Origin of the sequence: Flavobacterium panici, from assembly GCF_024499525.1 — a bacterium.
Classification (GTDB): Bacteria; Bacteroidota; Bacteroidia; order Flavobacteriales; family Flavobacteriaceae; genus Flavobacterium; species Flavobacterium panici.
Map to the genome: position 1 here is coordinate 5,731,418 of NZ_CP100437.1, position 14,565 is coordinate 5,745,982.

Annotated in this window: 12 protein-coding genes; 2 read left to right on the forward strand and 10 right to left on the reverse strand. The window is 34.4% G+C overall.

What is annotated here, in order from left to right:
• Positions 1-28 precede the first annotated feature (28 nt).
• The 10 genes from NLJ00_RS23950 to NLJ00_RS23995 all read right to left on the reverse strand — a co-directional run bounded on the left by NLJ00_RS23950 (position 29) and on the right by NLJ00_RS23995 (position 12,280).
• Positions 29-1,468 (reverse strand): TolC family protein, encoded by a 1,440-nt coding sequence (locus tag NLJ00_RS23950; RefSeq protein ID WP_256635686.1) that lies wholly within the window; start codon positions 1,466-1,468, stop codon positions 29-31.
• Positions 1,461-4,628 carry an efflux RND transporter permease subunit gene (locus NLJ00_RS23955; protein ID WP_256635687.1) on the reverse strand — a complete coding sequence of 1,056 codons (3,168 nt, stop codon included), beginning with the start codon at positions 4,626-4,628 and terminating at the stop codon, positions 1,461-1,463. The genes NLJ00_RS23950 and NLJ00_RS23955 overlap by 8 nt, the downstream gene beginning before the upstream one ends.
• A 138-nt stretch (positions 4,629-4,766) precedes the next feature.
• Positions 4,767-5,849 (reverse strand): efflux RND transporter periplasmic adaptor subunit, encoded by a 1,083-nt coding sequence (locus NLJ00_RS23960; protein WP_256635688.1) that lies wholly within the window; start codon positions 5,847-5,849, stop codon positions 4,767-4,769.
• A gap of 175 nt (positions 5,850-6,024) precedes the next feature.
• Positions 6,025-6,396: a hypothetical protein gene (locus NLJ00_RS23965; RefSeq protein WP_256635689.1), complete on the reverse strand. Its 372-nt coding sequence runs from the start codon at positions 6,394-6,396 to the stop codon at positions 6,025-6,027.
• Positions 6,397-6,581: 185 nt separating this feature from the next.
• Positions 6,582-6,992, reverse strand: a complete 411-nt coding sequence (locus NLJ00_RS23970; RefSeq protein ID WP_256635690.1) for a GNAT family N-acetyltransferase — start codon at positions 6,990-6,992, stop codon at positions 6,582-6,584.
• Between the two features lie 97 nt (positions 6,993-7,089).
• A complete protein-coding gene (locus NLJ00_RS23975) occupies positions 7,090-7,707 on the reverse strand; it encodes a hypothetical protein (protein WP_256635691.1) in 618 nt (205 codons plus the stop codon).
• A gap of 85 nt (positions 7,708-7,792) precedes the next feature.
• On the reverse strand, positions 7,793-8,185 hold the full coding sequence (locus tag NLJ00_RS23980) for an ACT domain-containing protein (protein WP_256635692.1): 393 nt from the start codon (positions 8,183-8,185) through the stop codon (positions 7,793-7,795).
• A gap of 62 nt (positions 8,186-8,247) precedes the next feature.
• Entirely contained in the window at positions 8,248-10,119 is a 1,872-nt protein-coding gene (locus tag NLJ00_RS23985; protein ID WP_256635693.1) for a M1 family metallopeptidase, read from the reverse strand.
• 194 nt (positions 10,120-10,313) lie between these two features.
• Positions 10,314-11,894: an NADP-dependent glyceraldehyde-3-phosphate dehydrogenase gene (locus NLJ00_RS23990; protein ID WP_256635694.1), complete on the reverse strand. Its 1,581-nt coding sequence runs from the start codon at positions 11,892-11,894 to the stop codon at positions 10,314-10,316.
• Positions 11,895-11,968: 74 nt separating this feature from the next.
• Positions 11,969-12,280, reverse strand: a complete 312-nt coding sequence (locus NLJ00_RS23995; protein WP_053473922.1) for a rhodanese-like domain-containing protein — start codon at positions 12,278-12,280, stop codon at positions 11,969-11,971.
• 475 nt (positions 12,281-12,755) lie between these two features.
• Here NLJ00_RS23995 and NLJ00_RS24000 point away from each other — a divergent pair, with 475 nt between their 5' ends.
• Both NLJ00_RS24000 and NLJ00_RS24005 read left to right on the forward strand, forming a co-directional pair.
• Entirely contained in the window at positions 12,756-13,382 is a 627-nt protein-coding gene (locus NLJ00_RS24000) for a Crp/Fnr family transcriptional regulator (protein WP_053473921.1), read from the forward strand.
• Between the two features lie 232 nt (positions 13,383-13,614).
• Positions 13,615-14,400, forward strand: a complete 786-nt coding sequence (locus NLJ00_RS24005; RefSeq protein ID WP_256635695.1) for a sulfite exporter TauE/SafE family protein — start codon at positions 13,615-13,617, stop codon at positions 14,398-14,400.
• Positions 14,401-14,565: the final 165 nt, after the last annotated feature.

Here is a 14,565-nt window from a genome sequence, read left to right on the forward strand (position 1 = left end):
CTTTTTCTCTACAAATTAACAGGCAATATTATTTCCATCCGCCGCCCAGGTCTCTGTAAACATGAACTGCAGCATTTAATTGTTCTTTTTTAGTATCTATTAATTCTAATTTAGCTTCTAATGCATCTCTTTGCGTCATTAAAACCTCAAAATAATCTACTCTTGCTGATTTAAACAAATCGTTTGAAACATCAATTGATTTATTTAAAGCGTCAACTTGCTGTGATTTTAAATCGTAACCTTTTTGAAGATTATCAATTTTAGAAAGCTGGGTTGAAACTTCTAAATATGCATTCAGGATGGTACGATCGTAATTGTACAACGCCTGAAGCTGTCTTGCATTAGCACTAGAAAATTCTGCTTTAATCGCATTTCTGTTAATTAACGGCGCAGCAATATCTCCGGCTAATGAATATAAAATCGATTCAGGGAATGTAAACAAATAAGATGGTTTAAAAGCCTGAACTCCAAAAGCTACTGAAATATCTAATGAAGGATAAAATTCTGCACGAGCGACTTTTACATCTAATTTTGCAGCAACCAATTCTAATTCTGCTTGTTTAACATCTGGACGATTTGTTAATAATTGAGATGGAATTCCAGAGTTTACAGCTGCCGGAAGCAAATCTGTAAAATTGGTTTTGTCTCTTTTAATATCCTGTGGATATCGTCCTAACAAAAAGTTGATTTTGTTTTCGTTCTCTTTTATTTTCTGCAAAATATCAAACTCCAGACTTTTTGAAGTTAAAACCTCAGCCTGAAATTTCTGAACTCCAAGTTCAGTTGCTCTCGCCGCTTGTTTTTGAATTTTTACAATTTCTAAAGCGTTTGTCTGTAAAGTAATCGTTTGTTTTACAATCTCTAATTGGCTGTCTAAAGCTAATAATTCATAATAATTATCAGCAATCTCAGCAATAAGGTTTGTAATCACAAAATTTTTACCTTCAACTGTAGCTAAATAACGGTTTACAGCTGCTTTTTTAGAATTACGCAGTTTTTTCCAGATATCTACTTCCCAGTTTGCATAAGCTGCAATGGTATAATCCGGTAACGGATCTGGAGTTTCGATTCCCGGTTTAATTTCTGTTGTTGCATCACCCGCACCCTGGCTTGTGTAACGTCCTACTTTTTCGATTCCTGCACCGGCACGAACGCCGACAGTTGGCAATAGCGCCCCTTTACGAACTCTGATATCATTCTTTGCAATTTCAATTTCCTGCAAAGTCATATTCAGTTCCTGATTGTTTTTTAAGGCAACATCAATCAACTCTACAAGGTTTTGATCCTTAAAGAAATCTTTCCATTTTAAAGTCGATGTATTTGTTGTGTCCTGCGATTTTACGCTTCCAAATGCTTCCGGAACCGGAGCGCTTGTACTTGCTGTTTCAGCTGCAGGGGCTTTACATCCTGCCACGGCAAGACATAAACCCAATGCAATACTGTATTGATATAATTTAACTTTATACATGATTGTTATCAATTTCTTCTGTTAATGGATTTTCTTCTTCATGTTTTACCAGTTTGTGTTTCTCAGCAATTTTGGCAAATATGTAATACAAGCCCGGAATTACAAATACTCCGCAAATAGTTCCTATAAGCATACCTCCAGCGGCCGCAGTACCAATAGTTCTGTTACCAATTTTACCCGGACCAGTTGCAAATGCAAGCGGTAATAATCCCGCAATAAACGCAAATGAAGTCATCAAAATAGGACGGAACCTTGCTTTTGCTCCTTCCATTGCAGCTTCTAAAACGGTTCTTCCGGCTGCGTGCCTTTGTATCGCAAACTCTACAATCAATACGGCATTTTTACCTAATAAACCAATAAGCATTACCATGGCAACCTGCGCATAAATATTGTTTTCTAATCCTGCAACTTTCAATAAAAGGAAAGCTCCAAAAATACCCGCAGGTAAAGAAAGAATTACAGATAATGGTAAAATAAAACTTTCATACTGAGCTGCTAATACCAAATAAACGAATCCTAAACAGATTAAGAATACCCAAATTGCCTGATTACCTTGTGCAACCTCATCGGCAGAAATACCTGCCCAGTCAATATCATAACCTCTAGGTAATTTTTTAGCTGCTATTTCCTGAATGATTTTAATAGCTGTACCAGAACTGTATCCCGGAGCAGGTCCACCACTAATCTCTGTAGAAGTGTACATGTTATGTCTCGTAATTTCCGAAAGTCCGTATACTTTTTCTAACTTCATAAAAGCAGAGAAAGGAACCATTTCATCACGATTATTTTTCACGTATAATTTCAGAATATCATCTGGCTGTGCACGATATTCCGGAGCAGCCTGAACGATTACTTTATAGTTAATACCGTATTTAATGAAACTGATCTCGTAGTTACTTCCCACAAGAGTTGACAAAGTGTTCATGGCGTTTTCAATAGAAACTCCTTTTTGCTGTGCCAAATCATTATCAACTTTCATCATATACTGAGGGAAACTCGCACTAAAGAAACTGAATACGTTAGATAACTCTGGACGTTTGTTCAATTCTTCAACAAACTCCTTATTAACTTCTTCCAGTTTTTTGAAATCTGTAGTACCTGTTTTATCTAATAAACGAAGCTCAAATCCTCCCGCAGCTCCATATCCTGGTACCGCCGGCGGTTGGAAAAACTCAATATTTGCGCCTGCAATATCTTTTGACTTTTCTTCCAGTTCCGTCATAATTTCCTGAACCGATTGTTTACGATCATTCCAGTCTTCTAAGTTGATCAAACATGTTCCCGCGTTTGATCCTGTACCTTCTGTCAAAATTTCATAACCCGCTAATGCAGATACTGATTTTACTCCTTCTACAGTTTCTGATATTTTTTGAAGCTTCAAGGCAACATCATTTGTTCTTTCTAATGATGAACCCGGAGGTGTTTGAATAATAGCGTAAAACATTCCCTGATCCTCATTCGGGATAAATCCAGAAGGAACCGTGCTGCTGATTAACCATGTTCCGGCACAGAAACCAAGAAGTGCGATAATTGTAACAGCTCTTCTGTTTACAATTTTGCCTAATACATTTTGGTATTTACCTTGTGCAAGGTTAAACTTGTTGTTAAAACCATCAATAAATATGTTTACTGGAGTTCTCTTTTTAGGTTTACCGTGATTATTTTTTAACATCATCGCACAAAGTGCAGGCGTTAAAGTCAAAGCCACAATACCAGAAAGAATAATCGCTGTTGCCATTGTAATCGAGAACTGTCTGTAGAAAACTCCAACAGGACCAGACATAAACGCAACCGGAATAAATACCGCCGCCATCAGGAACGTAATCGCAATAATTGCTCCTGCGATTTCGTGCATTGCTTTTTTAGTCGCTTTTAATGGTGAAAGATGTTCTTCTTCCATCTTGGCGTGAACGGCTTCGATTACCACAATCGCATCATCGACGACGACCCCAATTGCTAATACTAAAGCAAACAACGTAATTAAGTTCAATGAAATATCAAAGAATGTCATGAACACAAATGTTCCAACCAATGAAACGGGTACCGCAATTGCCGGAATTACCGTAGAACGCCAGTCTCCTAAGAAAAGGAAAACTACTATACCAACTAAAATAAAAGCTTCAATAAGAGTATGAATTACTTTTTCGATAGAAGCATCAAGGAATTTAGAAACGTCATAAGAGATTTCATAATTCATTCCTTTTGGGAATTTTTGCTTGATTTTTTCCAGTTTAGCTTTTACATCTTCAATAACCTGATTCGCATTACTTCCAAAAGATTGTTTTAATACAATCGCTGCAGAAGGTTTTCCGTTCAAGTTAGAATAGATATCATACATCGAGCTTCCAAATTCAACATTTGCAATATCTTTCAAACGCAAAAGTTCTCCGTTAGCATTCGATCTTACCACAATATTTCCATATTGCTCTTTTGTTGTAAAACGTCCAGAATATTTCAATACATATTCAAATGCCTGAGAACGTTTACCAGAACTTTCTCCCGTTTTACCCGGAGAAGCTTCCAAACTCTGACTTGATAATGCTTCCATTACCTCATCAGCAGAAATTTTATACGCTAACATACGATCTGGTTTCAACCAAATACGCATGGCATATTCACGTGTTCCTAAGATATCTCCTGAACCAACTCCATTTACCCTTTTTAATTCAGATAATACGTTGATATCAGCATAGTTGTACAAGAACTTCATGTCGGTATTTTTGTCCGTACTATAAAGGTTCACGTACATCAACATACTCGGAACTTCTCGTGTAATCTTAATACCTTCTCTAATTACTAAAGGTGGAAGTTTATTAGTAACCGAAGCCACACGGTTTTGAACGTTAATCGCTGCCTGATTAGGATCTGTTCCTAAGTTAAATACAACCTGAATACTTGCTTCACCATCATTTCCGGCATCAGAAGTCATATATTTCATTCCCGGAACACCGTTTAAGGCTCTTTCCAACGGAATTACAACAGATTTAATCATAAGCTCTCCATTCGATCCAGGGTAATCCGCAGTAACGTTTACCATAGGAGGAGAAATCGAAGGGAATTGGGTAATTGGTAAATTCAATACCGACAATACTCCCAAAAAGACAATAATCAGCGATATTACTATCGACAATACGGGTCTTTGAATAAATTTATTAAACATTTTTATATTTTTTTAATGATTAAACTTATTTGAAGTTTAAAAAAGGGTTTCAGGTTTCAAGTTTAAGGTTTCAGGTTTTCAGTGCGAACTTGAAACCTGTCCCGATAGCTATCGGGATGAAACTATAAAAACAAATAACTATTCTGCTTTTAAGCGCAGGTTATTAATTACCTTTTTAGGAGACTCAAATTCGTATTTGATTTTGTCATTTTCTTTTACTTTCTGAACACCTTCAAGTAAGATTTTATCATTTTCATTAAGTCCCGTTTTAATCACATACAAATCAGGGATTTCTCCTGTAATAGTGATCTCTTTTGAACTTACTTTATCATTTTTGTCAACTATAAAAACATATTTTTTATCCTGAATTTCGTAAGTTGCTTTTTGCGGAATTACGATTGCATTTTTAAGAGGAACCATCATTTGAACTTGTCCTGTTTCTCCGTTTCTAAGCAATTTTGCCGAATTTGGGAATCTTGCTCTAAAAGCAATATTTCCAGTTTCATTGTCAAATTCACTTTCGATAACTTCTACATTACCTTTTTCTTTAAAAGTATCTCCATTAGCTAAAACCAAATTCACTTTGTTTTCGGCACGATCTTTAACATTTGTCTGATACTGAAGATATTCTGGCTCAGAAACATTGAAGTAAGCAAACATTTGACTGTTGTCTGAAAGGCTTGTCAATAATTCACCTTCGTCGATAAGACTTCCTAATTTTAAAGGAATTCTGTCGATTGTTCCGTCAAACGGAGCTCTGATTTCTGTGAATGATAAATGAAGTTTTGCTAATGCAACTTCTGCTTTTGCAGATTGCAATTTTGCCTGAGCAACGCTCAATTCGTTTTTAGAAACGATATTTTTATCTGCAAGTAACTTAGAATTTTGCAGTTCGATTTCTACTGATTTTTGTTCAGCTTGTGCTTTCAATAATTCTGCCTGATACATGTTTGGCATAATTCTGAACAACAGCTGACCCGCTTTTACAAACTGTCCTTCATCAACATAAATGTTTTGTAAAAACCCTTTTTCCTGGGCGCGAATTTCGATATTTCGAACAGACTTAATCTGCGAAACGTATTGTTTTGTAAATGAAGTATCAATTCTTACCGGATTTGTAACCGTGAATTTTTCTACTTCTTCTTTTTCTTCCTTTTTAGATGTACAGCTAGTTAGGCACACTAGGGCAAACAAGCCCGTGAACACGATAATTTTTTTCATGATTTAGTTTGGAAATTAAGCGATTGAATGCTTGGAATAATGATTTCTTAAATGATAAAATGCATCAGCCAGCCTGAAGTCAGAACTTAATTTTCATATAAGCAGAAGTAAAAAAAAAATATACATCAACGAGATATGGAGATCACGACTTAGGTAACCGATGTATACTGTAAAATCAAATTCTTAATACTCGTTGAGTAATGTAGATAGGATTTGAATGCCCTAAAGAAGGCGCAAAAATTTTAAAACGATTGGAATCATTCGCAGCAGACTGATCTGAAAGTGCCAGATACAAATTGTCTACTAAGCTGTACGAAGCAGCAAAAAGCTTATTCGTAAGTAAAGCATCATCATTTCCTAACAGATCTTCTTCAAGATCAACATCGGCATCTTCAATTATAGAAGTTCCACGATCCTGGCTCGTGAATTTAACTCTGTGTTTCTGTGAAAGATTATGATGATGAGAAAAAGTATTTGCATTAAGATATTGGCCTCCGCCCAGCAGAAGCAAATTCATGAATACTAAAAATACTATTAACTTTCTCATTTGGGTGCGAAAGTAGTAAAACTATCAAAACAAAAAAAGAATTTTTAACAAGGTTTAACAGTTATATAAAACGAAAACGTTTTCATTTTTTTATTACATTAAAATTACATTCAAAAACGACGTTTTTTAAAGTATTTTAAGACAATAAACATCTTACTATTAAATTGTTAGCAGAATGTAGGAATCTATTTTAAGAAATTGATTTCCATAATGGTATATTCCTGTCCGGCTTTGGTGAAAGTTTTAAAAGTATCTTTCATTCCAAATTTTTCATAAAAAGACTTTTTATTGGTTCTGGCATTGCACCAAACTTTTTCTAAATCCCTTTCTTTAGCAAATTGTAAAATATATTCTAAAAGATGAGAAGCAATTCCTTTTCCCTGAAATGCTGATAAAGTAGCTAATTTTCGAAACTGCATTTCTTTACCTTCAATAAAACAGGAAATTATAGAAACTAATTGATGATCTTCAAAAACTCCAAAATGAAATCCTGAATTGTCTTCTTCTAATTGTACAAATTCAAAAGGCTGATCCGGCCACATTACTTCGTGTCTTATCTGCCAGGTATCTGAAGCTTGAATTGATTTAATTTCCATTTTATGTTTATTTCTGAAAGTTCAAAATTACATCAATTTTAAAATAAAAAGGGAATCTTAAAACAGATTCCTTTTTCAATTATATTGATTTTTTGAATTACTTCTCTCTTATAAAATAAACTTCAGAATTATTTTCGGTTATTTTCTTGACTCCTTTTTTTCCGTATTTCCCTATGTTAATGGCACGCATTACTTTATTATCATCATTTAAAAGACAATCCCAAACCCTTCCGTCTGATAAAATAAATGCCGAATATAAAGAATCTGATCTATCATCATTAAAGTAAAGTAAATCCTCCGTTTTGACTAGTGTTTTTACCTTTGATTTACGATCCTGTTCATAAAATAAGATTTTATCCTGCGCTACTTCTACTAATTTATCAACTTTTTGTTTTTTAAAATCTTCATTAGCTTTAAGAGTCCAAATTGGTTTATCGCCTGTAACTAACCATGTTCCGCTTATTTTTTCTAAAACATCTTTCCTTAAAATTTCTTTTAAGGTATCTATCTCTTTTAATGATTCCTGCCCAATTTCGCTTTCCGGTTTAATTTTAGATGCCAATGAAAACAAATCAAGAGCTTTTACATACTCTGATTTCTTTAAATAAGAAAGGGCTAATTCGTATTTATTTTTCTGAAATGTTTCCTTTGAAGCATTTTGCGCTATACCTTTTACTGAAAAAAGCAAAATGACAAGAATCAAATAATTTTTCATCTGTTTAAACTTTATTTTTATTTTGCAATATTAGAATATTTTTCTTACAAAGTGAAATAAAAAATAAGTTTAATCTGATTTAAATTTAATTTGAAAATGAAATTAAAATTTGCATTGCTTTTGTGACATCTTTTTTATTGACAAAAATATGGTCGTGATAAAATGCTGCAACAACATTACAGCTTATATTATGGTCTGAAAGTGCTTTTGAAAATGCGGCTGTTAAGCCCACAGCTTCCAGCGAAGAATGTACCGTAAGCGTTATCCACGACATTACTACAAAGTAATTCAGTTTCAGCTTTACTGCTATTTCTTCTTTTAAAATAATAGTTATAGCCTCTTTTTCCCTAAAAAACATTTCAACTTCATCTAGGTTGAAATTCTCTAATGTATCAATTTTACAAAAAACATAATCGCCTTGTTTGTGTTCAGGTTTCATTGTTTTAAGTAATTTTTGAAGATTTTTTTCTCCTGACATTTTTATATTTTATTTAAAAAAAAACCGCCTTAATCATTAGAAAAAGACGGCTTTTAAGTTTTTTATTTGGCTGCCCAGATATTATTGTCAGGCGTAGCATCCATAAAGATCCCGCCATCAAGCGTAACTTTTTTAATTTGCTTTTTACTGCTTAAAGCAACTGAAACTGAATTTTGATTTTTCTCCCAAACTGCCGGAGTTTGATGAACCGTTTCTGTTGAATCATCAGTATAAACAATATTTACATCAAACGGAATGGCAAAACCTCCTTTGTTTTCTATAGCAACTGTATTTTTTGAAACGTCTTTAACAGAAAGATCAATATAATTATTTGTAAAAAACCAGTTATTGAAAAACCAATTCAGGTTTTTTCCTGAACCTGTGTTCATCGAATTAAAATAATCCCACGGAATTGGATGTTTTCCATTCCACGTATCCATATAATGGTGCAGTGATTTTTTGAATAAATCATCTCCAAGTAAATCTTTTAAAGCTATATAAGAAAGAGAAGCTTTTCCGTATGAGTTGTTTCCATAACCCGGGCCAGAAACTTGTGTAGACATTGAAATGATTGGCTGATCTTCTTCTGTTGATTTATCGTTAATGTATTGCTCAACTCTAAATTCTTTATAAAATTTATCTGCAGCTTCTTTTCCGTGTTCTGCAATTCCAATTAAATATTCAAAAGTGGTTGCCCAGCCTTCGTCCATAAAAGCATAACGCGTTTCGTTGATTCCCATATAAAAAGGAAAATAAGTATGTGCTACTTCATGATCCTGAACTAATTGAGCAAATTTTGGATCATTCATTTGTGAATCGTTACACATCATTGGGTATTCCATATCTGCAAAACCCTGAAAAGCTGTCATTTTAGAAAACGGATACGGAACTCCAGGCCAGTTATTAGAAAACCAGTCTAAAGCATATTGATTGTTTTTTATTGAATTTACAAAATCAGTTCCTTTTACATCATAAGCTGCCTGTACACTGGCGCGGCGATTTGTTTTTTTATCTACCACAACGCTGCTCGCATCCCATAAATAATGATCGCTTAAACCAAAACATACATCTGAAATATTTTTAACTTCAAATTTCCAGATATTCCATTCGTTTTGTTTGGTTACGACACCGTTTTTCATTTCCTGTTCGTTTGCAATATGCATGATTTCATCTGTTACGTATGATTTTTTCAAACGTGCTGCAAACTCAGGCTGTAAAACCTCATCTGGATTTAAGAAATCTCCGGTTGCATAAACCACATAATTTTTTGGTGCTTTTACAGAGTAAACATAATCGTTGAAATCATTGTAGAATTCCTGACGATCTGTATGTGATATTCTGTCCCAGCCGTTATAATCATCAAAAACAGAAACTCTAGGATAACTATACGCTACAAAAAATGTAGTTTCGTCAATTTGTCCTTCTCTTCCGCTTTCTTTTGATAAAGGATAATTCCAGTCAATATTAATGGTGATTTTAGAATGTGGTGCAATTGCTTTTTTCAATTTCACATTCCCCACAGTTCCCCAGCTTCTGGCATCTTCTTTATAGACTACGTCGGCTACTTTTAGAGACGTAATTGTTAATCCGTTACTTAAAAAATCGTCACTTACGCTTCCTCCTCTTGGTGAAGAAGGTTTATGAAGATTATTTACAAACCGAATCGCAAGATTTCTTAAACTATCGTTACTATTGTTTTCGTAAACGATTGTTTCTGTTCCGCTCACCAATTTTGTTTTGGCATCAACGGTAATATCCATTGTATATTTTCCGTGGTTCTGCCAGTAGTTTTTTCCGGGTTTCCCGTCTTTAGAGCGAGTTCCTTTGGCGTAAGCCTCTTTAATATTTCTTGGCATATAAAGCTCTTGTGCAAAGCCCGTTTGTGCCAAAAACAAAAAAGCTATAAATGCAAATTGAAATAATGTTTTTTTCATAAGCTGGTTTTTGGTTTTATAAAATTTAAGTGTTTTATATAAGACCGCGTTTTTAAAATAAAGTTACAAAATTGATAAAATTTATCTTCCAAGTTATAAAAATCAAACTCAGAATCTCAGCAACTTAAAAAAAGAAAAACCGCCTAATTCAAGAAGAAAAAGACGGTATCTACAATTAATATATAACCTTGATACTACAAAATATAGTCGGTATTAATGAAGTTTGATTCCTTGCTGTTTAGCAATTCCTGCAAAATTTCATTGTTATAAGCGATATCTTTTGAAGCGACAAACGTACGAATTGAGAAAGAACGCAAAGCATCTGGAATACTTAAAGTACCAACAGCAGAATCTTTACGACCTGTAAATGGGAAAGCATCCGGACCTCTTTGGCAAGAACTGTTTAAGTTCACGCGGCATACTAAGTTTACCAAAGCATCGATAAGCGGTGCAAGGGTTTTAATATCTTTTCCGAACAAACTTACCTGCTGTCCGTAATTAGATTCGGCCATATCTTCTAACGGCTGCTGAATATCTTTAAAAGAAATAACCGGAACTATGGGGCCAAATTGCTCTTCGTGATACACACGCATTTTGCTGTTTACCGGATATAAAACGGCTGGGAAAATAAAATTATCGGTATGTTTTCCTCCTTTTTCATTCAGGATTTTTGCTCCTTTACTCGTTGCATCGTCAATTAATCCCTGAATATATTTTGGTTTATCTGTTTCTGGAAGCGGTGTCAACGCAGCTCCTTTTTCCCACGGATTTCCAAATTGTAATGCGTCTACTTTTTCAGAGAATCTTTTGTTAAACTCTTCTATAATTGATTCGTGAACATATAAAACTTTTAATGCCGTACAACGCTGTCCGTTGAAAGACAAAGTTCCTGTAATACATTCCTGAATTGCCAAATCTAAATCGGCATCTGGAAGAATAATCGCCGGGTTTTTAGCTTCTAATCCTAAAATTAAACGAAGTCTGTTTTTATTAGGATGCTGATCTTGTAAAGCAATCGCCGATTTACTGTTTCCAATTAATGCCAAAACATCAATTTTACCCGATTTCATAATTGGAGAAGCTACTTCTCTACCTCTACCGTAAACAATATTGATAACACCTTTTGGAAAACTGCTTCTAAAAGCTTCTAACAATGGCGAAATACATAATACACCATGTTTAGCCGGTTTAAAGATTACGGTGTTACCCATAATTAAAGCCGGAATCAATAAAGAGAAAGTTTCGTTTAAAGGATAATTGTATGGGCCAAGACATAAAACCACTCCAAGAGGTCCGCGGCGAATCATGGCGTTTACACCCTGCACTTTTTCAAAATGTGCACTTCGTCCTTTTAATTCTTTGTAGCTGGCAATCGTATCATAAATATATTCGACAGTTCTGTCAAATTCTTTTTGAGAATCGCCAAGGTTTTTTCCAATTTCCCACATTAAAAGTTTCACAACTTCTTCGCGGGTTTCTTTCATTTGGCTAACGAAATTCTCCATGCATTTAATACGGTCCGCTACTTTCATAGTTGGCCATAATCCCTGCCCTTTATTGTAGGCCGCATTTGCAGCTTCAACAACTTCGGCAGCTTCTGCTTCTGCCATAAACGGAATAGATCCTAATAATGTCGGCGTATATTTTTCTGTAGAAGAAATAGTCGAAAAAACAGGTGTGGTTTGTCCTGTCCATTGTTTTAATTCTCCATTTACAAGATAAGTGTCTTGATTTATAAGGCTTTTAATTTCAAACTCTTCTGGAATTAAACTCATAATCTGGTAATTTTTATTTGGTTATTAATAGCGGTTTAATGAAAAAAGAGGCTTTTGTATGCCTCTTTTTCATTTTATGGTTGTACGGTTTCGCCTTCCCAGTCCAGGATTCCGCCTAGCAGATTATAGGCATTTTCGATGCCTAACTCATTCATAACCTGGCATGCTTTCGCACTTCTGGCTCCAGAACGACAATACACGTAGTAGTTTTTGTTTTTATCTAATTCTTCGATTTCATAAATAAAACCCTGACCTTTATTGATATCAATGTTTAAAGCATTTTCAATATAGCCATCATTAAATTCGTCTTCAGTTCTTACGTCCAGTATAACTGCATTCTCGTCAGCAGCAAGCTGATTAACCCAATCTTCTTGTGATAAATTCATAATAAATGTGTTTTTGTAAAATTACGACGTTTCTATTAATTAAAAACGTACCAAATGCGATTTCGATTATTATTCTCAGAAAACGTTTTAGAGAAAGTATTATAATCAGTGAAACACAAATTTACTTACTATTTTTAAAAATACACCCTAGAAAATCGATAGAAAATAGGATTTTTTCATTTGCCCAGAATACCTTTAAATATAGTTTTCTGACAATTAATGACAGCTGAATCTATTATCTTTGTAAAAAATTATAGTATTTAATCTCTTTTTGATAAAATGGTTTGCCACGAATTACACGAATTTTCACGAATTAATTTTTGGAATTTTATAAAATTCGCGCCAAAAAAAATATTTTTCAACATATAAAAAAGACATCCAATATTTCAAAAAAAACATTCGTCATCAATTCAAAAATAATCACTAAATGAATTCGTGAAAATTCGTGAAATTCGTGGCAAAAAAAATATAATAAATGCAAAATTCATTAAAAACCATCTTTCCTAATTTCTCCAGCGAACTTATTGCTACTATTGAAGAAAACGGAAGCCATCAGGATTTTGAGGCCGGAACTATTTTAATGCGCACCGGACAGTATATTAAAAACACGGTTTTGATTACAAAAGGAAAAATCAAAATTTATCGTGAAGGCGAAGATGGCGGCGAATTTTTAATGTATTACCTGCAGCCCGGACAAGCCTGCGCCATTTCGATGATCTGTACCGCAAAAAGTGAGAAAAGCCAAATCATGGCAAAAGTTGTTGAAGATGTTTCGGTAATGATGATTCCGCTGCAAATGATGGACAAATGGATGATGGAACACCGTTCATGGTATGAATTTGTTATTGAAACGTATCGAAGCCGTTTTGAAGAAGTTCTGGAAGTTGTCGATAATATCGCTTTCCGTTCTATGGACGAACGTTTGGAATTTTATCTAAAAAGACATTCTGATGCTTGCGGATGTTCTGAAGTAAAACTTTCACACCAAGAAATCGCCACCGAATTAAATACTTCAAGAGAAGTTGTTTCCAGATTACTAAAAAAAATGGAACAACGAGGTTTGGTCAAACTAAACCGAAACCAGATTGAGTTATTAAAGTGATATTGCCCACAGATTTTACGGATGAAACGGGTTTACACAGATTAATTATTTAAGAGTGTCAGTTCGAGCGAAGTCGAGAACCCGCAAAGCATTTCGACTTCGCTCAATGTGACAAAACATCAGCGAAAACCCGTTTAATCCGTAAAACCCGTGGGCTAAAAAAAATCCCTATGTGATAAATGTTACTGTAGATTCATAATTAACGAAGCAACTTTGCATAAAAATAAATGCAATGGAATATTTAGGATATTTTGCTTCAATCATTATCGGGGTTTCGCTGGGTTTAATTGGCGGTGGTGGATCGATATTGACAATTCCTATTTTGGTGTATTTATTTAAGGTAAATCCAGATCAGGCCACTTCTTATTCCTTATTTATTGTTGGCTTAACCGCTTTATTCGGAAGTTACAGCCATTATAAAATGGGAAATCTTAAACTGAAATCAGCTTTGTATTTTGCGATTCCTTCTGTTATTTCTATTTTAATTATTCGCGAAGTTATATTTCCTCAAATTGCTGCGACACTTTTTTCTGTAGCGTCTTATACCGTTTCAAAAGATTTTCTAATTATGATTGTCTTTTCGGTTTTAATGATAACAGCGGCGATTTCGATGATTCGGAAAAACCTTTCGGAAGCAAAAAGCACCGAAACCAATTATATTCAATTAAGTTTCATTGGATTTTTAGTGGGAATTGTAACCGGATTTCTTGGTGCTGGCGGCGGATTTTTGATTATTCCTGCACTTTTGTTTTTTGCAAAATTACCTATGAAACAAGCCGTTGGAACTTCATTATTGATTATTACAATCAATTCTTCAATAGGTTTTGGAGGAGATTTATATATAGGAACTCCAATAGATTATACTTTTTTATTAGGCGTTTCGGGAATGGCACTTCTCGGAATGTTAATTGGAAGTCAGCTTTCTAAAAAAATCGACGGAACTAAACTAAAACCGCTTTTTGGCTGGTTTGTTCTCGTAATGGGATTTTATATAATTGCTAAAGAGGTTTTGTTTTAGAGATTATTTTCTCTCGCAGATTTGGCAGATTAGCAGATTTTTTTCTTTAAATAATTTTGATAAAAACTCAGGTTTAAGTTGATTTTTGTCATTTCGACTGAAGGGAGAAATCGCACAAGAAGATCCGTAAAGAATGTCGTCAATCTTTGTCGAATCCCGCTTGCG